Origin of the sequence: Rhizobium sp. BK379, from assembly GCF_014193955.1 — a bacterium.
In the GTDB taxonomy this organism is placed as follows: Bacteria; Pseudomonadota; Alphaproteobacteria; order Rhizobiales; family Rhizobiaceae; genus Rhizobium.
On the sequence record NZ_JACIAD010000013.1, the window covers coordinates 11,907 to 33,714 of the forward strand.

The window sequence follows — 21,808 nt, forward strand, 5'->3', positions numbered from 1 at the left end:
CAGTATCGATTATTGTCGGCCTGCGCAGTCTGCGCGCCACCAACACACGTCGTGACTTGATTAAAGCCGCGACCTGACAATATTAAGCCAAGATCACAATTGCGGCTCAAGGTCGCGCGCAAGCCGATCGCTTGCCAGACCAGGAGCATTCTATGTCAGTCGTTAATCGGAACAACGTCAAGGTCGTCGGCAATGGCTCGCAAACGATGTTGTTCGCGCACGGTTTCGGTTGCGACCAGAATATGTGGCGGTACGTCGCGCCGAGATTTGCGGACCGTTTTCGGGTGGTGACTTTTGACCATGTCGGCGCCGGAGGCTCCGATCTGTCTGCCTACGATTTTAAAAAATATAGCAGCCTGGATGGATATGCAGCCGACATCGTCGAGATCGGAAAGGAGCTCGGGATCGAAAATGGCATATTCGTCGGTCATTCCGTCAGCGCCATGATGGGCGTGCTCGCTTCTGCAGAGGCGCCGACGATGTTTTCCAGGCTTGTGCTCGTCGGCCCGTCGCCCAGATATATCGACGATCTCGATTACCATGGCGGGTTCAGCCGGCAACAAGTCGATGAACTGCTGGAATTTCTTGACAGCAACCATATGGGCTGGTCGCAGGCAATGGCGCCCGTAATCATGGGCAACACCGACCGGCCCGAACTCTCGGAGGAATTGACCAACAGTTTCTGCCAGACCGACCCGGAAATTGCCAAGCATTTCGCGCGCGCGACGTTCATGGCCGACAATCGGGCGGACCTCGACAACGTGAGGGTTCCGTCATTGATCCTTCAATGTGCGGAGGACGTGATCGCTCCGGTCTCCGTCGGCCATTATCTTCACGCCAAGATCCCCGGCAGCACTCTCGTTCTGATGAGGGCGACGGGCCATTGTCCGAACCTCAGTCACCCCCAAGAGACCGTTGCCGCCATCGAGACATTCGTGGCCGCCGCCTGATGAACTCCAGCTTGGACATTCCCCAAAATGTAGACGACCTGCTGGATCTATTCGAGAATGCGCCCTGCGGCTACATCTCGGCTGGATCGGACGGGCGCATCATCCTTGCCAACAAAACGCTATGCTCCTGGCTTGGCATGTCCGGCGGCAAGATCGTCGGCCGCAAGTTCATCGACTTCCTGACCATGCCTGGGAAAATCTTTTTCGAGACGCATTTTGCACCGCTGCTGACGATGCAGGGTGCTTTCAACGAAGTCGCGCTCGACATGGTGAAGGCGGATGGCACCCGTCTGCCGGTCCTCGTTAATGCGGTCGCGAGGCTGGCCGAAGACGGCGCGGTCAAATTCGTCCGGATTACTATCTTCAACGCCACCGACCGGCGCCGTTATGAAAAAGAACTCCTCGAAGCGCGCGCGGCGGCCGAGCGGTCGGCCGCCGCGCTGAAAGATCTCAATACAACGCTGGAAGAGCGCATCGCCATCGCCGTTCAGGAAAAAAGCGCTGCGGAGAGTGCTCTACACCAGGCGCAAAAGATCGAAGCACTCGGTCATCTCACCGGCGGCGTTGCGCATGATTTCAACAACATGCTTGCCGTGGTCATAGGCGGCCTGAATATGGCGCAACGCCGGATCGCACGCGGCGCGCTCGACGACCTCCCGAAACTCCTCGAGGCGGCATTGGACGGAGCGCATCGTGCAGCCACCCTGACCCAGAGGTTGCTCGCCTTCTCACGGCAACAACCTTTGTCGCCGCAATCCGTCGATGCCAACAAGCTGGTCGCGAATATGGCCGAAATTCTAGCCTCGACACTCGGCGAGCCCATTCAGAAAGAGACGGTACTGGCGGCTGGACTGTGGCGAACCAAGGCCGACCCGAACCAGCTCGAAAACGCGGTTCTCAACCTCGCCGTCAACGCGCGAGACGCCATGCCGGACGGCGGCAAGCTGACGATCGAGACAGCAAACGCGCATATCGACGAAGCATATGCGGCAGAGCATGATATCCGCCCTGGGCAGTATGTAATGATCTCCGTCACTGACACAGGGTGCGGTATGGCGCCTGAGATTATCAAAAAGGCGATCGACCCATTCTTTACGACAAAGCCGGTCGGCAAGGGAACAGGGCTGGGCCTCAGTCAGGTCTTCGGCTTCGCAAGACAGTCCGGTGGGCACATGAAGATCTATTCAGAGGTTGGCCTCGGCACCACAATGAAGATGTATTTGCCGCGGGATTACGGACCGACCGCGACGGCGCAGCTGCGGAAAGACGAAAGCGTGCCGCGAGGCTCCGCGACCGAACTCGTTCTCTTGGTGGAGGATGACGCCAGTGTCCGCGAAGTGCATACCAAGATGCTGGAGGAGCTGGGATACCCCGTCGTGGCGGTCGACGGTCCCGTTGCAGCCCTGAAACTCATCCACGAGCGTCCGGACGTGAAGCTCCTGTTCACGGACATTGTCATGGCACCGATGAACGGCCGAAAACTGGCGGACGAGATCTGGAGCAAGCGTCCAGGACTGCCAGTCGTGTTCACGACCGGGTATAGCCGCAATGCGGTCATCCACAATGGCGTGCTTGACGAGGGTGTTATTTTTCTGCAGAAGCCGGCAGCGCTTGGAGACTTGGCGCGCAAGGTACGTATGGCTCTCGACCATAGACCAAGATAAGGTCGTGACACCATCCGCCACGCCAGTGTTTTCGCGATGAAAAAGCTACAGAGTTGTCGAAGTCGCTCGCAGTGGCGGGGCTGAATCTGGGACCTCTAGTCCATGCTTCAGCGGCCGCCATCGAATGATCGCCGCACCCGATCGCCGCACTTGGCGCACACCGTGCCGCCTTCGAGCAGCGACGTTACTGCACGCCAAGACTGGCGAGTGTTACGCCCTGGATCTGCACGTGGAAATGCGCTTTGCGTGTCTGGCCGGAGCTTCCAAGGTTTTCCAACCAGATGCTGGGTTATCAGCGCAGGCCCGTAGGCCTGATCCACGAGATCGGCCTGCCCGCCCATCGGGCCATGCCCGATGCCTATGTCACGGCCCATCATCTGCGTGACGAGCTAAACGCCGCTTCGTTGGATAAGCTCCTGTTTCGGAGTTCTGAGCCGGGCATATTACCCGGGGTTCGGGCGGGTCCTGATCGCGGCAAAAGCTGGGAACGCCTCTCTATGGAGACACTCACTGCCTTCACAAGGGACCGCGGCGCGGACATTGGCTTTAGCGCCGATACGGAGCGTCTGCGGCGAGGAGAAACGCAAGCACCGACAGTGTCCGTTCGCCCAGCAGACGCTTTTGTGACTGATTTGACTTTACTAGATGAGTCGGGACCGCCGATTTGAAGACACGCCATCCCATGATCCTGACCGCCCGAATTGCCGAGCATGATGTCATCCCGTCCGATCTGCTACGTCAGAAACTTTTTTCCCAAAGACCGGAATTTCCTGCGGGCTCATCTGACGATGTTTCACCGGCTGCCGGGCGAATAGGTTGGAAGGATCGTCGAAAGCCTTCAATTTGTTAAGAAGGAGACGCGCACGATCTTAGCCCGCGCTAGCGGCGTCCGTCATCTCGGAGCCGGCGTGGCATTCACAATCGAAAGCACGGAGCTGAACTCGATCGGGGATGGCCTACGCAGGGATTTCCTCCACTGGTTTGGGTCGCAGGACATGCAGACGTGGCGGCCGCACATCACGATCCAAAACAAGGTCTCCGTCGCCGAAGCGAGCAAGCTTCATCGCGAACTCGCCGGCAATTTCCATCCCCACGACATCGACATTATGGGGCTCGATCTATGGAGATATCTTGACGGTCCTTGGACTAGCGAAGCCACAATGCCATTCGCTCATTGGTTCACGGTAACCTTCAGAGCCGGTTTATGGCTCGCATCCAATCGAGAAAATTCTGGCTGGGTACGATTTTGGATTTGCTTGGCCTCTCGTCACGGCCCCAAGGCAAAACGCAAGCGTGCCGCGGGAGGAGGTGCGGCAAGGTTCTCGAAGATAACCCAACAGCGATTGCGGAGAGGAGTGCCGCTATTCCCTCAGATGTCCCCTTGGAGAAGTGGAGCGTCTGACATCGGTAGCGGTGGACATGCTCGCTTCTGGATGAGTCGCACGACGCTTGCACATCAAGCCAAATCGCAGCCTCGCAACGCATCCGCCCAACCCCCGCTGATATCGATCAGAAACAGCGGCCACCTTGGCGGGCCTCTGCCAGCGCCCGCGACAACTGTTTCTGGCTGAACGGCTTCGACAGCCTTACGACCCCACTGATGTCGCCGGCGCCCTCTGGTAGTTCCGCATAGCCCGTCGCAAGCACGACCGGGAGCGTGGGAAACCTCGCGTGGATTTCCTCACAGAGGCGCGCACCGGTCATCTTCGGCATCGCATGGTCGGTGACTACCACATCGGGAAGCTGCCCCGAACCCAGGATAGCGAGAGCCTCCTCGCCGGAGGAGGCCTCGATTGTTTCCATTCCCAGATCCTCCAGCAACAGCACCGTGTTCATGAGAACGAGCGGATCGTCGTCGACGACCAGAACCGTCATAGCGGTTGGAGCTGGATCGATAGGAACTTCTTCGGCAAGCGCAGGAGTAGCGGCATCAACTGTAATCGGGAGCCAAAGCTCGGCGGTCGTGCCCTCGCCCGGGGACGATTTCAGAATGAGCTGACCGCCGGATTGGGCCATGAGCCCGTGTACCATCGGCAGACCAAGTCCAGTGCCTTTGCCGACGCCCTTCGTGGTAAAAAAGGGTGTCGTGGCATTGGCGAGCGTCTCGGCGTCCATTCCCTCCCCCTTATCCCTCACGGACAGACAGAGGTATTCGCCAGCGGGAAGCAAAGCAACCGCCCCCGCCTCGATAGCTTTCCGCTCCGCGGCGATAACGATCTCACCTCCCTCCGGCATGGCGTCGCGCGCGTTGACGACGAGATTGAGAAGCGCGCTCTCAAGCTGGTTTGCATCCGTGCGGACAAGAGGCAGTTCGGGCGGAAATAGCGTGGTGATGACGACCTCCGGCCCGATTGTTCGCCGCATCAGCTCCGCCATTCCTCCAACCAGATCACCGACATCAACGGGACCGAGCTGAAGCTCCTGACGACGAGAGAAGGCAAGGAGCCTCTGGGTCAGGGTCGCGCCACGTTGGGCGCCTTGGATGGCGTTTTCGATAAGGTCGGCGACGTCTGGCCGGATTGCTCTCTTCTTTGCGATCTCCAGGCTTCCGAGGATCGCCGTCAGGAGATTGTTGAAGTCATGTGCGAGTCCGCCGGTCAACTGCCCAACGGCTTCCATTTTTTGCGCTTGGAATATTGCCTCCTGGGCGGCGCGCTTTTCGCTGATATCTCGGGTGATTTTTGCGAAACCGATGAGCTCGCCGTCGGCGTTCCTGATCGGATCGATGATAACGTTCGCCCAGAAGCGGGAACCGTCCTTCCGCTGACGCCAACCTTCGCGCTCGAAACGGCCCTCCAGCTCAGCGATTTGGAGCGCCCTTGCAGGAAGCTCCGCGGCGCGATCCTCGTCCGTGTAAAAGGTTGAGAAGTGGCGCCCGACGATTTCCTGTTCCGTATATCCCTTCAGCCGTTCGGCGCCAGGGTTCCAGCTTGTCAGGAAGCCGCCCCGGTCGAGCATGTAGATCGCATAGTCAGTGATCGCTTCGATCAGAAGTCGGTAGCGCTGCTCGCTCTTCACATCATTCTCGTCCATGCCTTCTCCCGCCGGTACCGCCCATATTTTCCTTCCGACTTTTAATCGCTCTCGATGGCAAGACAACCTGAAAGCGCTGCGAGGCCTCATACCCTGGAGTTAGATCTATGTCGCCGGTTGCTCATGGGGATAGGGCCGAAGCAGTTGGGCAATTCGGCACGAACCGATTACGAACGCTCATCGATGTCAAAACTGCCCTGCCGCCATGCTCAGCGAGGACCCGCGCGGCGCACTTTCTTCCTACCCATATTCCTGAAGTTAGTGCTGCAGGTGTCGGCGGGTCCTGTTGGAAGTCTTGAAGGGATACGAACAACCGACCCCGCCATTCCGCAATCGTTCTGTCGACGGGATACAAAACCGCGCGCGCCTGCAGTTTTTAGGTTTCAAGGGTACGAAGTCGACGCATATCGCTGGCGAGGCCACACTTGCCTTGAGCTGAGGGTGCCCGCGCCCGGGCAATAACACGTTGCCGGAATTGCATCATCCGACGGCGGACTTATTAGAGTGGAGATAAGGCGTATATTTCATCACCAAATGGTGCTATTTATAAGATCAACTCAGGAAACCAAACGATGCGATCGACTATCAATCTCGACGATACCCTTATAGAAAGGGCTAGGTCCCTAACCGGCACGAAAGAAACCGCCACTTTGGTCCGCCAAGCGTTGGAAACGCTTGTTCGTGTGGAGTCGGGAAAACGCCTCATCGCGCTCGGCGGAACTATGCCGGATGCGGAGGCAGCCCCACGCCGCCGGAGCGCAGCTGCCAAGTGATACTTGCCGACACTTCCATCTGGATCGATCATTTCCGGCATGCCGATGCAGAGCTGCGTAAGATTATTGAAGACGATCGTCTTTTATGCCATTCAGCCGTAATCGGAGAGCTCGCACTTGGCAGCTTTCGGGAGCGCACTGGCGTGATAGCTTTCCTGGCGGCCCAGCGCGAAGCGTTCGTCGCCACTCACGAAGAAGTCATGATGATGATTGATCGCCACGCCATTTTCAGCATGGGCATTGGCTACACAGATGCCCACTTGCTGGCCTCAGTTCTCCTCGATAAACGAGCGGCGCTATGGACCAGAGACAAGCGACTGCGGGCAGCGGCCGAAAAGGCGGGGGCCTCGCTGCACACCCCTGACAACGCGCGAAACTAAATGCTGTATCGAAGCGCGGCACACCGCGTGACACCAACGATATCCCAGCCACCCTCGTAACGCGGATCTCGCAAATCCTCGATATTCGGCTAATAGCGCCGCGCCGGCCGTTCCGACCCCGGAGAATTCGTTGAAGTTCGGCTAGAGATGGATGGCCAGCGCCTTCAGATCGACCGTCGATGCGGGATCTGCATCCGCCTCCGCCGCGAGCCGCGGGATCTCTATCCGTAGGTCATCCTTTTCCATCAGGGTTGCATCCCTTTCGTAAGGAGTTTCGGACGAGCTCGCTCAAGCCATCTCCTTGTTCCGGATTTCCGCCACCGCCTCGTCCGTCTTTTCAGGGTGAAGACCCATCGAGCGCACACAGCATCCGTCTTTGTGAACTGCAGATCGCAGTATTCGACGACCTCGATGCGATTGCCCCAGGGGTCGAGGAAGTCCAGGAAAGGGCCGTCGAGTATCGTGGCCTTGGCGGCAAGCGCAAGTTCGCCTACCCGTCCGCGGCAGTCGACGACCAGCCCGAAATGTCGGCTCGTGTCCGGCGGTTGATGGCGACCTTTCACCAGCGCGAGAAACCGGTCTCCCGTCGATGAAGGGCAAAGAGCAGTGCTGCGACATGCGGAAGAAACCGCATCTCGATCTGATATTCCGCCAGCCATCCGGTCATGTGACCACCCTCCCCTTGATCCCATTGCAGGGAAATGGCGCCCGATGGATTGCCGGCAAGTGCGCGATATCAGACCGATGGCACGGCAGCATCGCGGTGGACCAGACCGCGATCCTTCAGCGCCTGCCAGAACGAGTTGGGGATCTTGGTCTGCAGGGAATTCCAGTCCTCGCGGATCTGCCGGTCGCTGCCGGCGCCAACCACGAGGGCGACGGCGACGTCCGGGGCGGCGGAGAACTGGATGGCGGCGGTTCGAAGATCGACGCCGAATTGTTCAGCGACTTCCCGCAGCTTGCGGCGCTTCTCGATGACTTGCGGCGGAATCTTGTAGTTGTCCACCCCGTAGTTGTAGCGCGGGCTGCCGCCGATAAAGCCGGCGTTGAGGCTCGAACCCATGACCAGCCCGACGCCTTTCTCCCGCACCTTCGGGAAGAGCTTTTCGACTGTAGCCTCGTGATCGATCAGCGAATATTGGCGGGCGCACAGGCACACGTCCGGATCAGCGTCCTCTATCACTTTGAGGATCGCCATCGGCGTGTTCACGCCGACGCCCCACCCCTTGATGATGCCCTCTTCCCGCATCTTCGTGAGTTCGAGAAAGGCGCCTTTGCGGGCGATCTCGTACTGCTCCTCCCACGGGGTCGGAAAGAATGCGAAGTCGGGCGACAGATCGTGGACGAAGGCGATGTCGATGCTGTCGACGCCCAGGCGCTGGAGGCTGTCCTCGATCGAACGACGGACGCCATCTGCGGTGTAGTCGATGAGGAGGTCGTTCGGAGAATCCGACAGCGGGTACATCTTCTCGTGGCCGTTTCCCTTCGACGCCTTCAGGAGCTTTCCGACCTTCGTGGACAGCAGGTAGTCGGATCGCTTCTGATTGTGAAGGAAATGCCCGAAGCGCCGTTCGGCAAGCCCAAGGCCATACCAGGGCGCGACATCGTAATATCGCACGCCGACGCTCCATGCCGCTTCGAGTGCGGCCTCGGCCTGCCTGTCGGAGATCTTGTTGAACTCGTTGCCGAGCGAGACGCCGCCCATGCCGAACTTGAACTCAGGCTTGAAGATATCGCGGACGCGGCTGTTCAATGGCATGATGGAATTGCTCTGATGCTTTGCAAACTATTCGGTTGGGAACCTAGGCTAGCGGTAGGCTACTTCTCGCCGGGGTACTGGCTGGACCTCAGGAGCTTTGCCAGATGAATGGTGTTTCGGGCGAGCATCTCGACCATCGTCGTGACCTCCTCGGGAACTTTTTTCAGATCCACGAAGTTCGTGCTCCCCATCGCTTCACCCACCCAGTAGGCGACGGCATTAGCCGGGATCGTAAAGCCGACGTCGTTTAGCGCCTGGTACATCTCGGCCGACACATGATGGGCACCGTCCTCGTTGCCGACGACGGCAACCGCCGCGACCTTGCCGTAGGAGACCATCCGGCCTTCGTCATCGGTCTCCTCGAGGAACGCGTCCATGCGCTCGAGGACGCGCTTGGAAATGCTGTCCGGCTGCCCCATCCAGATCGGAGTGCCGAATATGACGATGTCGGCTGCAAGCACCTTTTTGCGGAGTGCCGGCCATGCGTCGCCGGTCCCTTCGTCGGAAGTGACGCCCGGCAGGATGTCATAATCGGCAAGCCGGATAGTCTCTGTCTCAACGCCGGACTTTGCCATCTCCGCAGCAATGAGGTCGAGCATGCGTCCGGTTGAAGACGGCTCCTTGTTCTCGCTGCGCTTCAAGGTCGCGTTGAACGCCAGGGCTTTCAGGGTCATAGGTCATCCTCTTGATAATTTGGATGGCAAACCCCTGCTGGCATTCGAAGTTCCATCGTTTCCTTCCGTCTCATTCGAAAGAGGACGGGCGGCCAAAGTCCTGGCGGGCCGCCGTTACGAAATGGCGGCGGTACGGCTATTAAATGCACGTCAGCAATCCACGAACCGGGGGACGAAAGTGGCAAACTGAACCGTAAAGTTTTTTCAATGAAGACAAAGGCTTCGGTTTCATCACACCAGAGAACGGCGGACAGGACATCTTCGTTCATATTTCCGCAGTCCAAGGTGGCGCGCTGCGCGATGGGCAGAACGTCTCCTACGAGCTCGGCCAGGATCGGGAGACCGGCAAGTCGAAGGCCGAAAACGTCCGAGCGATCTGACCCTTTCCAAAGCCTAAATGCCTGCCCACCCGTCTGTGACAACAGCCGTTCCTCGCATCTCCCGCAACAGTTGTCGTCCATCAAGGGACGGCGCCACGGTAATCGCACGGGCCGGGCCCGTATACTCGGCCCAAGATCTTCTGTTCAGCGGCAGGATTTCCATTGCGTCGCCGTCGAAGAGCGTTCTCTGCAGGAGGCCGTCCATTGTCGTAGTTCCGGCAGCCTCCCGAGCGGCGCGCTTGCCTGCGGGATGTGCGCCCTCCTCGGACATGCATGGATCCGACCTAGGGTGACCGGAACATTAGCCTCCTCCCTTCGTTGGTCTGCCACACGAACTCGGAGGAACTCTCGTGACCAATCTCTATAACGACGGCGCGCCCGTCATCACAGGCAATCGCGCCAAGAGCACGTTAACGGCCTTTTTCGATTCCAGAAGCGACGCCGAGGCGGCGATCGACAAGCTGAAGAGCGCAGGCGTTGTCGACGTCCGCTTGATGCCCGGCTACGAGGCCGACGGCGAAGGATTGACGACAGCATCGGAAGGCTCAGGCTTCTGGGCAGGGCTCGCAGACTGGTTCTTCCCGGACGATGACCGCGACGTGTATGCCGAAGGTCTTCGGCGCGGAGGTTTCCTAGTCTCCGCCTCCGTCGACCGGGGCAATTACGACATAGCCCACGATATTCTCGACGACGAAGGTTCCATCGACATGGATGAGCGAGCCGATCTCTGGCGCGAAGAAGGCTGGACGGCCGGACGCGACCGATCGGCGGTCGCGACGAAGGATGGCGTATTTCAGGCGGACGCCGCTGCCGGTGCTGCGACGGGCGTCGGTCGGTATGCTCGCAGTACCGAGGCGACGTCGCCTCGCGTCCGCGCCTTTGAGCTGACGGAGGAACTGCCCGACGACGTCGTCGATGACGTACTTCAGACAGGTCATCAGCGCGATGTTTCTGAAGGCGGCCAACCTGCAGGCGACAGGAGGCCTCAGGACCAGTCGATCGACGACCTTCGGCAGGGTCAGATTCTGCCTGGAAACCGCTGAGGGTCGGCTCTCCAAGGAAACGTTCACTGGTTCGGAAAATGGTTCCATGGCGACGCAAGCGCAAACGCGCTTCTCCTCAATGGCGGGGCGGCGTCTCGAACCGATAGGACCAGCCTGCCGTCGGGAGTCAAAATCGCGACGATCTCAGGGATCTTCCGTTACAAACGGCCCGGTTTCGTTCAGGAACTTTGTAAACCGGGTATCGTTTTCCTTGCTTCATCGAAACAACAGGAGATGTTCCATGCCACAAGGTGACAAATCCGCTTATACCGACAAGCAGAAGCGCAAGGCCGAACACATCGAGGAAAGCTACGAAGATCGCGGCGTCTCGGAAAAGGAAGCCGAGCGCCGTGCATGGGCTACCGTCAACAAGGAAAGCGGCGGTGGCAAAAGGTCCGGTTCCGGTCGCGGGCATAAGGAAAACCACGCTTCCTCCGAAAAGGACGGACGCAAGGGTGGGGCGGCCGCCGCGTCACGCACGAAGGAGGAGCGTTCTGCATCAGCCAAAAAAGCTGCGGCAACCCGCAAACGCAACGAACACCACGCTCATCACTGATAGGACCCGGCGCCGTTCTCTTTGGTGGAGGAACAGTCGTGCCAAAAAAGAAATCCAAGCAGAAATGGTCCCAGGATGTGACCGACGACAGTGACGCAATGGACCTGAAGCAAGGCGTGTTCAAGCAGCGCAGCGCCAAGAAGATTGCGGATTCCCTGAAAAAATCGTCCGAACAGAGCGGCCGCCGCAAGGCAAGTCCTTTCCAGTCCGCCATGTCGATGCTCAGTTTTTACATCAATCGCGCCGGCAAGCATCTGTCGAAATCAAGATTGGCCACGCTCGATCGGGCCAAGGATGAATTGCGCAAGGATTTCGGCAGGGAGCCGAAACGCTAGAACGACGCTTGGGGTGCTCAGCGTCGCCATCCCAGACAACCAATAACACATCGTCGTGTCCGTATTTTGAGAGGAACCTCATCATGCAAGCTGTCCGTATTCATCGTTTCGGCGGACCGGAAGTGATGGCGATCGAGGAAATCGACCGGCCGGCACCTGCCGCGAACGAAGTGCTCATCAAAGTCTTCGCCGCAAGCGTCAATCCGGTCGATGCCAAGATGCGGGAAGGCAGGTATCCGGTGGTGACCGAAAGAGATCTCCCCTATGTGCTTGGGCGGGACGTCAGCGGTCGTATCGAAGCCAAAGGCGAAGACGTTTCCAGTTTCCAGCTTGACGATGAGGTCTTTGCATTCCTGTCGCCAGAACACGGAGGATACGAGGAGTTCGTCCTCGCACGGGTAGACGAGGTCGCCGCCACGCCGCGTTCACTGGGCACGATCGCTGCAGCTGCCGTACCGCTCGCTGGTATCACCGCCTGGCAGGGACTCTTCGATCATGGCGGTCTCCAGCCCGGCCAGCGCGTCCTTGTTCATGGCGGTGCCGGCGGTGTCGGTCATTTCGCCATTCAGTTCGCCAAGGCGAAAGGTGCCTGGGTCGCAACCACAGTGTCCTCGGATGATACGGAATTCGTACGCGATCTCGGAGCGGACCAGGTCATCGACTATAAAGCCGAAAAGTTCGAAAACCGCGCTGAGCCCGTGGATCTTGTTTTCGATCTTATCGGCGGCGAGACGCAGGAGCGCAGCTTCAGCGTCGTCAAGCCTGGTGGAGCGTTGATTTCAACGCTTCAGGAACCGGACAAACGGAAGGCCAAAAGACTGAATATCCGCGTTAGTCGCTATACGGCCCAGCCAAGCGGCGCCCAACTGCAGGAAATCGCCGCCCTGATCGACCAAGGCAAGGTGAAGGTCATTGTCGACGCCACCTTCGGACTTCGCCAAGTGGCGGAGGCGCAGGCCGCGCTCAAGGAGAAGCATATCCGCGGAAAAGTGGTTCTGAAGGTCGTCGAGCAGCCGCAGAGAGCCCCGATCGACGAAGAGGCACGCAGGCTTCGGGCCTATCAGATCTGGGAGAATGAAGGACGCCCGGAGGGCCAGGTCCTTGCGCATTGGTATAAAGCAGGTGATGTCGACGCATCGGCAACGGCAGAACACGCTGGCTATCAGCAGTATGTTCCGGGCGCAACGCCCGCGGGATCGTTGGTCATTAAATTCTACCATTCGGGCGACCAGGTCCGGGGGTATGTACGCAAGATCGCGGACCCGGGCACGGGTGACACGATCTTCCCCGGTGAAGAGATGGAACCTGAGGCAGCCTTCAAACTGGCCGACTCCCACAATGACGACCATAAGCCCATTTTCGTCGAGCTTGTAGAGGGCATCGAGTGGCATGCAGCCTGGGGCCGTTTGGGATAAGCGATAACAAATCGGAGATCTAAATGAAGAGCAAGGAACTTGCCGAGAGCGACCCATGGCGGGAGCGCAATTTTGTAGTCGTGCTCGATAATGGTGAAGAGGCGTTCGCGGCCATTACCCGGTTTGCCGAAAAACATGAGATCGGCGGGGCATCCCTGACCGCGATTGGCGCCTTCCGGAGCGCCATGCTAGGCTTTTTCGACTTCGCAACGAAAAGCTACCGGGAAATACCTGTTGATGACCAGACTGAGGTGCTCAGCGCGATCGGCGATATTGCAATCGGCGACGATGGAAAGCCCAGTCTCCACATGCATGTCGTTCTCGGCTTTCCGGACGGATCCACAAAAGGCGGGCACTTCTTGAAAGGCATTGTTCATCCGACTCTTGAGATCATCATCAGGGAAAGCGCCGAGGGATTTCGCCGAAAAAAACGGAAGGACCTCGGGATCGCGTTGATCGACCTCTGATCTTGCGAGAGACTACACGCGCGTTTCAGACAACGACGCGGTGGGCAAGGCGAATTTCTTCTAGGTAACCGCCTCTCCGGTGCTGTGCATGCATATTGACTTCGTCGTGAACGGCAGGGCGGAGACTCATCGCTCCCACCGTAGAATCGTCGATTTGCGCACCAAATTGCAAAACCATAGGTTGAGCTTATATAGTTTTTATCGACCATTGCTTGTGACGTCGTTCCAGAGCCTTGTGCGCCTTTCCGATTTCCTCTCAAAACCTCGATCTCATCCCGCAAGGTATCGCGGGAACCACAACGATTGCTTTCGAAAGGAATCGTTATGTACACTGGGTTCGCAAGCAGGTCTCGGGCATGTCGATCCAGCTCAGCAACCAAATCCGTGGTGTGATGAAGACGTTTGGCTCATCGTGCCAAGGAGCAAAGGCCAGGTATTCGAGGGGCACGTTCGAGAACTGCTCGCCGGAAACGACAATCTGGCCAAGGGGATATTACCTCTGGTCGATGCATCGCGCGACATCCGCAAGCATGTTGCCAACTTGGACCGGGAGTTGCTGGCAGCGGCGCGCAACAGCAAGGCAGCCAAATTACTGATGACAATCCCGGGTATCGGCGCCATCACCTCGCTGTCGTTCTCATCCGCGATTGAAGATCCGGACAACTTCAAGCGATCTCGCTCTGTCGGCGCCTGGCTCGGATTGACCACGAGACGAAATCAATCCGGAGAAATCGATTACGACGGCCACATCTCCCGTCGTGGAGATAGCCACTTGCGAAGCCTTCTCTACGAAGCGTCGATGGTGATGCTCACGCGGACCAAGTCCCGAAATGACAGTGGCCTCAAGAATTGGGGGCTCAGGCTTCGAGAGTGTCTCGGTATCAAGCGTGCCGCCGTTGCGGTGGCGCGTAAGTTGGCCGTCATCATGCACAGGATGCTGAAGATGGAAGAGCCATTCAACCGGTTGGTTGTCGTTCCCGCATAATCCGAGGCCCTAAAAGTCAGAAATTCTGCGCGTCACGATCGTCGCGTGAGAGGTCCCTGCCGCGGACGTGGGTCTGGTCATTCCGTTTAGATTGGATGCAGTTCCTAAAACTGCGTGCTGAGCACAGGAAGGCCATCCTGCGAAGACCATGATGCGGCGGCTCCTGCCGACCGCGGAAACAACCCCGCTCCCGGTCGGTGATTATCCTCACACAAAATCTGGACGAACGGGCTTGACCTGTGCGATGCGATCAAACGACCATTGGCTTTATGGCTGTTGCTTTCCTGTCACATGAGTTTCATTTTCGTCATCGAGCGGCGAGCGAACCCTCCACGGCTGCCTTGATGCCAAGCGGTTTCGACGTAGATTGCCGGTACCGATTACATCGGGTTTTATCAGCGGGGTGTTTCTTCCAAGACATGCGCCCGGACTTAGGAGATCAGTTTTCCATGAATATTCGTATGATGTTGCTCGGTTCCGCAGCTGCCCTCGTGGCTGCACCGGCATTCGCAGCAGACGCAATCGTTGCTGCCGAGCCGGAGCCGGTTGAGTACGTTCGCGTCTGCGACGCTTACGGCACCGGCTACTTCTACATCCCGGGCACGGAAACCTGCCTGAAGATCGAAGGCTACATTCGTTTCCAAGTTAACGTTGGCCCGAACGCTGGCGGCACCTCTGCCACCAACGATTCGAGCTGGGATGCTGTAACCCGTGGTCAGGTACAGTTCACTGCCAAGAGCGACACAGAGTACGGTCCGCTCACCGGGGTTATCGTTCTCCAGGCCAATGCCGACAACGCAACGGACCAGGACACGATCCTCGACTCCGCCTACCTCGACGTTGCTGGCTTCCGCGCTGGTCTCTTCTACTCCTGGTGGGACGATGGTCTCTCCGGCGAGACGGACGATATCGGTTCTCCGGTTACCCTGCATAACTCGATCCGTTATCAGTACGAAACCGGCTCCTTCTACGCTGGTCTGAGCGTCGACGAACTGGAAGATGGTGTTTTTCAGGTCGGTGAAGACCCGAACAATGTCGGCGTTGCCTTCGGCATCGGTGGCACGGCTGGCGCCTTCAGCTACCAGATCACCGGCGGCTGGGACTTCGACAATGAAGACGGCGCAATCCGCGCTATGGGTACGGCTGAAATTGGTCCGGGCACGCTCGGCCTTGCTGCTGTCTACTCCAGCGGCCCGAACTCCTACTACGCGAATGCTGAATGGGCAGTTGCTGCCGAATATGCCATCAAGGCAACCGACAAGCTGAAGATCACTCCTGGTGTTCAATACTATGGCAACTATTTGGGCTCCATTGGCTCAGATGCTGTGGTTCCGGACGACTTCGACGGTCTCGGCGATGCCTGGAAGGTCGGCCTGACGGTTGACTACCAGATCGTTGACAACTTCTACGCCAAGGCTTCTGTCCAGTACCTGGATCCGGAAGATGGCGACGACGTCACGACGGGCTACTTCCGCCTGCAGCGTTCGTTCTAATCTAAACATTGAAAACCCCGGGATCGCATCCTGGGGTTTTTCATCACAGGCTTCTGCTTTGGTGACCTCCAATTCAGAAGAAGGAGGTCGGTTCGGTTCCCTGCCGGATCGGCCTCACCCATCGATACAGAATTCCACTCCTGTAGATGGCAATGGCTCGCCCTCATTCGAGGGCGAGCTTTCTTTGTGGCCATGCTGATGATCGAGTGATCGGTCGTCTGAAAATGTCAATGAGTTCAGTCTGTAGCCTCATTTTCGGTCGAGCTTCTGCCAGCCGCTGTGGGCGAGACGACTTTAGGCTCTGGCCGAGCGGTGCATGGCGGAAGCGCTCGTCAGCAACAAGGGAGTGACCACCGAGTACTTGCGTATCCGTCCACTTACTTACGGTCGACGAACTCCACTAGCATTGCCGAAGAAAGATTTCGACGTCGATCGAGCGCAGGTCGCCCACATCAAGCGCTCATTTTGGCTGCCGTTCATCGTTGTTCTTTGACATACGGACGTCCTCAATGATGACTGGGCTAACAGGGCGACTCTTTGAAGTTCCGGCAAGGGCACGGCTCTGACGCCTTGAAGCATGGCGGACTACCGGACGTGGCTGCTCGTTTCGATCGCACGGACAATGGCTATCCGCGGGTTTCTCAATGCGAACGATGGTGCTGAAACCTGGCGGGGCTCCCGCCCTGAGCCGTAACCGGTCACGAAGGCAAAGGGCACGTTGCTTTCCACCAGCCTAAGGCGATTTCACCCGTCTCGATCGCTGCCAGGACCCGGCTCATGTCCGGCGCCGGCCCAATCACATCGTGCCGAGATCGGGCAATACGCTTTCCGACGAAACGGTCTGCCATAACGGAATAGTGCGGCCTCGGCGGCCCCGTCCCCCCCACTTGAGCCGGCGTGCGTCTGGCCGTGCGGACCCGACTACGCAAGCCTCGTCCTCGCACGATGCAGGCTATGTCAAGAGATCCGGACCAAACGCCTGGATTATAGGCGAAGCGATTTTTACAGGCATATTATAGATGAGGATTCTGCTGGGATTGTTTCCCGGTCGTAACCGGCCGCGAAAACAAACGAGATCTTGCGCTTCGACAGCACTGCGGCAACCCGGAAGTCCGCACCTTCGCCGAGATTGATATCCAGAGGCACCTCCGATGGTGTTTCTTCGGCCAGGAAATCAAGGCCGCCTCGACAATGGCCGTGGATGACACGATCAACTTCCTGGAGGGGCGACAGTCCGAGTCTGCCAGCGACGGCAGGGTGACCGCAGAACTCGGTGACATCATCTAGTTGCTCAAGGGTCAATCCGTCACGATAAGGAGCGAGGGAGAAGGCGACGACGGCTTTCGTAACGTATTCGCATTGGGCCGAAGCTCACAACAAATGGGACGGCAGAAGATTACGCCGCGTATAGGTTCAGCTTATCGCTCTTCCCCTCGATTGGAGTTGAATTTCTGGCTCGCTGTCTCTTCGCTCTGTCATGGCAGAACTTTCTTCACCTTCGGATTGTCCAGCACAGCAGTAAACAGTCCTGGAAAAATGCCCCGCACCTTTTTGTCCCTTGTAATCCAAGATTTCAGCACGACTTAAGGTATTAGTGACGGCTCGTCTCTAGGGCGCTGTCATCAAGGGTGCAACACCTTGCCCCAACAAAGGAGGATGTAATGTCTTCCAATCCAGCAGCACCGCATGTCGAATCCGCCGGCTTCAAGCTGGTCAGGGAAGTCTTAAGGTCCGCCGGCCTCCGGGGATCTCAGTCGGACGCGAGTTCCGACATGAAACGTGACGCTTCGCTCTTTCTCTCAGCCGCGTTCCGCAACGGTGTGAGGACCGAATCGGCTCTCCTGCATTCTCTCGCCAACCGCAAACAGTCGTCGACACGAGTAAGCCTTGATCCCCAATCGAAGGATAGCGCTGTTGATCGGTGGCAAGATGAGGGTGGGCGCTGATGGGAATCTCCTTCCCAAACCAAGCTCGTAGTTTTGACGATAGAAATCGCTGTGTCCGTTTCACCGGATACGACGGGATGTTCGAGATCAAATTCTATGTGGCGACCGAAGTCTTGGCCTGCGAGAAATCGCATCGAAACGCCAGCGAGGCAGATTACCTGACGGCGTTCGATGCGTTGCGGCCGCGAATTCTGAAAGCTGCGACCTCTGCTTATTCGAAGGTTCGATCCAGCACAATCACGCTGGATCTCGCGCATTTTCGTTGAGCATACCGTGATCCTGAAAGGATACGATCGTGCGTCATCATAGCCAAATCTGCTCAAACCAGGGGCAGCGATGGCCGTGCTTGTGAGCGAATTTGCGAAAAGGTTTCGTCTCGGTCAGGTTGAGGAGAAACGGCAGCTTCTCAGGATGGCCCAACCTCATCCACCAGGCATCTTCGACCTACAGATTGACGAGGAGCCTGTTGATGTCACATGGCAGGCTTATCATACGACGATGACTCTGCTCCTAGGCTCCAACGGGCGCACCGAGGCTTGGCCTGTGTCGCGGGAGGAATTTGAAAGGACACTGGCGCCGTCTATTGCCCCTTGAGCGATCTCGCCTTCCGACCCGACGTACCGACAACGCAGGAGCGACAGCAAAAGACAATCCGATCTCAGGTCACCCCGATCTTAGCGGCAAGATCAAGGAGACCACTATGACACTCGACCGTGCCAGTGTGAGAACAACGCTCAAGCCATGGGGTCGTCTTGATCTCGGGCCATGGGCATCGGAAAACCATCAGGATAGCCCCGTCGGCGAAATCTCGTTTGCCTATGACGAAGCGGGGGAGCGGGATCGTCTGCTCCTCCTGAAGCTTCTCTTCACACGGGAAACTCTGTCGATACAGGTTCATCCAGATGATGCCGCCGCCAAGTCGATGGGGATGGAAAGCGGCAAGAGCGAAGCCTGGTATGTGTTGGCAGCGGAACACGGGGCGCAGGTCGCCGTGGGCCTCAAGCGACCATTGACACAGCTCGAATTCAGGAAGGCCGCGATCGACGGATCAATCGAGGGCCTTCTCGACTGGCAGGAGGCCGCGGCCGGTGACGTGTTTTATGTTCCGGCTGGCACCGTGCATGCCATCGGTGCTGGTCTGGTCATTGCTGAAATCCAGCAGCGCAACGACACGACGTTTCGCATCTGGGATCATGGACGCTCGCGAGAACTTCACATCGAACAAGCCACAGCCGTGGCACGGCTGGAACCAGCGAGCAGCAGAAAGCTGCCACGCCATATCACCGTCGAGCGCTCCGAGCTCATGTCCTGCCCATTCTTCACCCTCGAACGGTTGGACCTCCCTGCGGACACCGTTTGGGAATTGATCGCGAGCCGAGAGAGCTGGGCGCTGGTCGTCGCGGGAGACGGAACGATAGGAACTTTGACGGCCACAATCGGCGAAGGGTTTTTCGCAGAAGCTGATCGTGCCGACATCCGTGTCGGGCCTGACGGAATTGTCTTGCTCATTGCCACCGCAGCGAGTGCGCCCGCGATCGGGCTCCTGAAGCAGCTCCCGGCCAAAGACCGAGCGCAACCCCGTCCCGCGGGAGTGAACAGTGGTAGTGAGGAGCGAAGCGTCACTCCATTCCGCTCGCCAGGAGCTTCGCTATGAACCAGCTCAAAAATGTAGCTTTAATCGGCAATTCTCTGCCGCGCCGCTGTGGTATCGCCACTTTTACGACCGACCTGCAACAGGCCGTTTCGAAATCTGCCGCCCGCGTTGGCACGGCTGTTTTTGCCATGACGGACCATGGTCATGTCTACGATTACCCGCCGGAGGTCCGCCTCTCGATAGCCGACGACAATCGCGATGATTATGCTCGCGCTGCAGATGTCCTGAACGCCGGCAATTTCGACGTCGCCTGCTTGCAGCACGAATTCGGAATTTTTGGCGGAGAGGACGGCGATCATATCCTTGCGCTGCTGTCGCGGTTGAAGATGCCGATCGTCACCACGCTGCACACGGTTCTCGCGGAGCCAAGTCCCGGCCAGCGCCGCGTCCTGAACGAAATCATCGACCTGTCTGCCAAAGTAGTGGTCATGGCGGAAAAGGGCAGGACTTTGTTGTCGGAGGTCTATCGCGTAGCGGCCGAAAAGATAGAGGTCGTTCCTCACGGAATTCCCGACATGCCGTTTTTGGAGCCGGCAGTCTCGAAAGCTGGCCTCGGGTTCGACGGACGCTCGGTGATCCTGACTTTCGGCCTTCTCTCGCCAAACAAAGGCATCGAGGTCATGATTGATGCCATGCCCTTGATCTTGAAAAGTCGACCCGATGCTGTCTACGTGATCCTCGGAGCAACTCATCCCAATCTCGTACGCGACGAAGGTGAGACCTATCGCGAGAGCCTGGTGACGCGGGTGAACGACCTGGGCATCGAGGACAGCGTGGTGTTTCTCGATCGCTTCGTCGACAAGGCAACGCTGCTGGAGTTTATTTCCATGTCCGATGTCTATGCCACGCCTTATCTCAACGAAGCCCAGATGACATCGGGCACCCTGGCTTACAGCTTCGGTCTCGGGAAGGCCGTCGTCTCCACACCCTACTGGCATGCTCAAGAGCTGCTGGCAGACGGCCGTGGTGTGCTCGTTCCCTTCGGTGACCCGACGGCCATCGGGCGCGAGATCGCGTCGCTTCTCACCGATGACACAAGACGCGACGCGATGCGCCGGCGGGCATACCAAACCAGCCGACCGATGACATGGCAAAAGACCGCGGAGTGCTATCTCGCATTATTCTTACAGGTGGCAATTCAAAATCCCGCACGCCAGCCCGCAGCATCAACGAATGTCGTGATGCAAAAGGCCCCGCCCCTCCCCGAGCCACAGCTCGGCTACTTCATGTCGATGTGCGACGATACAGGACTATTCCAGCATGCCGTCTATTCGGTGCCTGATCGCGCGCACGGCTACTGTGTCGACGACAATGCCCGCGCGCTTCTCTTGTCGGTTGCTCTCGGCGAGCCCGGCGAACGGCTTCTTCCGGAGGCGCTCCCCTCGCGCTTCGCTTCCTTCGTGCAGCACGCCTGGAACCCCGACGAGAAACATTTTAGAAACTTTATGGGCTTCGACCGACGCTGGCTGGAAGACAAGGGATCACAGGACAGCCACGGCCGAACGCTCTGGGCTCTCGGGGAATGCGCCCGTGGCGACACTAGCCCCTCCCGGCGCGCGTGGGCTGCGGCCCTGTTCGCGCAGGCATTGCCGACCGTTGAAGGTTTCGGCTCGCCACGTGCCTGGGCCTCTGCGCTCTTGGGACTGGACGGCTATTGCGCGGCCTTCCCTCGAGACGTGCTCACCCATCAGATCCGTTCGACACTGGCCGACAGGCTGATGGATATTTTCCATCGTGTCGAGAGACCGGGCTGGATCTGGTTCGAGGAGAACCTCTCCTACGACAATGCCCGACTGTGTCAGGCCCTGATCGCCACGGGATTGAGTGCTGAACGATCCGATTACGTGGTAGCAGGGCTCAAATCCTTGCGATGGCTGATGACGATACAGACGAACCCTGAAGGACTATTCAGGCCTATCGGCACGGATAGCTTTACGGATCGGACGGGAGAGGTGAAGCTCTTCGATCAACAGCCTCTGGAAGCGACGGCGACGATCGCTGCATGTCATGCCGCATGGCGGGTCAGCCACGACATCACATGGAAAGAAGAGGCTGCAAAGGCTTTCGCCTGGTTCCTCGGCAGCAACGATCTCTCATTGCCGGTCGTGGATCTCGAAACAGGCAGTTGCCGCGACGGTCTGCATCCGACCCGTCCCAATGAGAATAGAGGCGGCGAATCCGTAGTCTGCTATCTCCTCGGCCTTGTGGAATTTCGCAAGCTTTCGCGCGCCAGTGGTCGTCCGTCGACATTGGTCCCGCTTCGTGCGCTGACGGCGTGAATCACGGCCTCAAATCAGAGCG

The 21,808-nt window shown here is 58.3% G+C and carries 19 protein-coding genes and 2 pseudogenes; 17 read left to right on the plus strand and 4 right to left on the minus strand.

Translation table 11 applies throughout. The features are described from left to right. Positions 1–152 precede the first annotated feature (152 nt). The 3 genes from FHT93_RS34665 to FHT93_RS36060 all read left to right on the plus strand — a co-directional run bounded on the left by FHT93_RS34665 (position 153) and on the right by FHT93_RS36060 (position 4,185). Positions 153–950 carry an alpha/beta hydrolase gene (locus FHT93_RS34665; protein WP_183851372.1) on the plus strand — a complete coding sequence of 266 codons (798 nt, stop codon included), beginning with the start codon at positions 153–155 and terminating at the stop codon, positions 948–950. Further along, on the plus strand, positions 950–2,614 hold the full coding sequence (locus FHT93_RS34670; RefSeq protein WP_183851390.1) for a PAS domain-containing hybrid sensor histidine kinase/response regulator: 1,665 nt from the start codon (positions 950–952) through the stop codon (positions 2,612–2,614). Before FHT93_RS34665 ends, FHT93_RS34670 begins: the two co-directional genes overlap by 1 nt. Positions 2,615–3,522: 908 nt before the next feature. Next, complete coding sequence (locus tag FHT93_RS36060) at positions 3,523–4,185, plus strand: hypothetical protein (protein ID WP_348649819.1); 663 nt, start codon at positions 3,523–3,525, stop codon at positions 4,183–4,185. On the opposite strand, the gene FHT93_RS34675 is transcribed toward FHT93_RS36060, so the two are convergent. Next, a complete protein-coding gene (locus FHT93_RS34675; RefSeq protein WP_246781796.1) occupies positions 4,124–5,647 on the minus strand; it encodes a PAS domain-containing sensor histidine kinase in 1,524 nt (507 codons plus the stop codon). The genes FHT93_RS36060 and FHT93_RS34675 overlap by 62 nt on opposite strands. Positions 5,648–6,219: 572 nt before the next feature. On the opposite strand from FHT93_RS34675, the gene FHT93_RS34680 reads away from it, so the two are divergent. After that, entirely contained in the window at positions 6,220–6,420 is a 201-nt protein-coding gene (locus tag FHT93_RS34680; RefSeq protein WP_088703492.1) for a type II toxin-antitoxin system VapB family antitoxin, read from the plus strand. Continuing rightward, positions 6,417–6,800, plus strand: a complete 384-nt coding sequence (locus FHT93_RS34685; RefSeq protein WP_113207582.1) for a type II toxin-antitoxin system VapC family toxin — start codon at positions 6,417–6,419, stop codon at positions 6,798–6,800. Before FHT93_RS34680 ends, FHT93_RS34685 begins: the two co-directional genes overlap by 4 nt. 736 nt (positions 6,801–7,536) lie before the next feature. On the opposite strand, the gene FHT93_RS34690 is transcribed toward FHT93_RS34685, so the two are convergent. Both FHT93_RS34690 and FHT93_RS34695 read right to left on the minus strand, forming a co-directional pair. Further along, positions 7,537–8,559 (minus strand): aldo/keto reductase, encoded by a 1,023-nt coding sequence (locus FHT93_RS34690; protein ID WP_183851374.1) that lies wholly within the window; start codon positions 8,557–8,559, stop codon positions 7,537–7,539. Between the two features lie 59 nt (positions 8,560–8,618). Beyond that, complete coding sequence (locus FHT93_RS34695) at positions 8,619–9,233, minus strand: NAD(P)H-dependent oxidoreductase (RefSeq protein ID WP_183851375.1); 615 nt, start codon at positions 9,231–9,233, stop codon at positions 8,619–8,621. Between the two features lie 203 nt (positions 9,234–9,436). On the opposite strand from FHT93_RS34695, the pseudogene FHT93_RS34700 reads away from it, so the two are divergent. The 9 genes and pseudogenes from FHT93_RS34700 to FHT93_RS34740 all read left to right on the plus strand — a co-directional run. After that, a pseudogene (locus tag FHT93_RS34700) lies at positions 9,437–9,613 on the plus strand (cold-shock protein); the annotation flags it as partial. A 350-nt stretch (positions 9,614–9,963) separates the two neighbouring features. Continuing rightward, positions 9,964–10,656, plus strand: coding sequence for a hypothetical protein (locus tag FHT93_RS34705; protein WP_183851376.1), 693 nt, complete (start codon positions 9,964–9,966; stop codon positions 10,654–10,656). Positions 10,657–10,897: 241 nt separating this feature from the next. Further along, positions 10,898–11,212, plus strand: coding sequence for a plasmid stabilization protein (locus FHT93_RS34710; RefSeq protein WP_183851377.1), 315 nt, complete (start codon positions 10,898–10,900; stop codon positions 11,210–11,212). A gap of 38 nt (positions 11,213–11,250) precedes the next feature. Then, positions 11,251–11,547, plus strand: coding sequence for a DUF3175 domain-containing protein (locus tag FHT93_RS34715; RefSeq protein ID WP_183851378.1), 297 nt, complete (start codon positions 11,251–11,253; stop codon positions 11,545–11,547). Positions 11,548–11,630: 83 nt separating this feature from the next. Further along, positions 11,631–12,962: a zinc-binding dehydrogenase gene (locus tag FHT93_RS34720; protein WP_183851379.1), complete on the plus strand. Its 1,332-nt coding sequence runs from the start codon at positions 11,631–11,633 to the stop codon at positions 12,960–12,962. Positions 12,963–12,985: 23 nt separating this feature from the next. Next, on the plus strand, positions 12,986–13,429 hold the full coding sequence (locus tag FHT93_RS34725) for a PPC domain-containing DNA-binding protein (protein ID WP_183851380.1): 444 nt from the start codon (positions 12,986–12,988) through the stop codon (positions 13,427–13,429). Positions 13,430–13,767: 338 nt separating this feature from the next. Continuing rightward, positions 13,768–14,414: pseudogene (locus FHT93_RS34730) on the plus strand (IS110 family transposase); the annotation flags it as partial. A gap of 449 nt (positions 14,415–14,863) precedes the next feature. Then, entirely contained in the window at positions 14,864–15,907 is a 1,044-nt protein-coding gene (locus FHT93_RS34735) for a porin (RefSeq protein WP_113207590.1), read from the plus strand. A 316-nt stretch (positions 15,908–16,223) separates the two neighbouring features. After that, positions 16,224–16,400, plus strand: coding sequence for a hypothetical protein (locus FHT93_RS34740; RefSeq protein ID WP_183851381.1), 177 nt, complete (start codon positions 16,224–16,226; stop codon positions 16,398–16,400). Positions 16,401–16,909: 509 nt separating this feature from the next. On the opposite strand, the gene FHT93_RS34745 is transcribed toward FHT93_RS34740, so the two are convergent. Next, positions 16,910–17,209 (minus strand): hypothetical protein, encoded by a 300-nt coding sequence (locus tag FHT93_RS34745; protein WP_183851382.1) that lies wholly within the window; start codon positions 17,207–17,209, stop codon positions 16,910–16,912. Positions 17,210–17,852: 643 nt separating this feature from the next. On the opposite strand from FHT93_RS34745, the gene FHT93_RS34750 reads away from it, so the two are divergent. The 3 genes from FHT93_RS34750 to FHT93_RS34760 all read left to right on the plus strand — a co-directional run bounded on the left by FHT93_RS34750 (position 17,853) and on the right by FHT93_RS34760 (position 21,786). Next, a complete protein-coding gene (locus tag FHT93_RS34750; RefSeq protein ID WP_029616594.1) occupies positions 17,853–18,119 on the plus strand; it encodes a DUF1488 domain-containing protein in 267 nt (88 codons plus the stop codon). Between the two features lie 434 nt (positions 18,120–18,553). Then, positions 18,554–19,507: a class I mannose-6-phosphate isomerase gene (locus tag FHT93_RS34755; RefSeq protein WP_183851383.1), complete on the plus strand. Its 954-nt coding sequence runs from the start codon at positions 18,554–18,556 to the stop codon at positions 19,505–19,507. Continuing rightward, positions 19,504–21,786, plus strand: a complete 2,283-nt coding sequence (locus FHT93_RS34760) for a glycosyltransferase family 4 protein (RefSeq protein WP_183851384.1) — start codon at positions 19,504–19,506, stop codon at positions 21,784–21,786. Before FHT93_RS34755 ends, FHT93_RS34760 begins: the two co-directional genes overlap by 4 nt. Positions 21,787–21,808 lie beyond the last annotated feature (22 nt).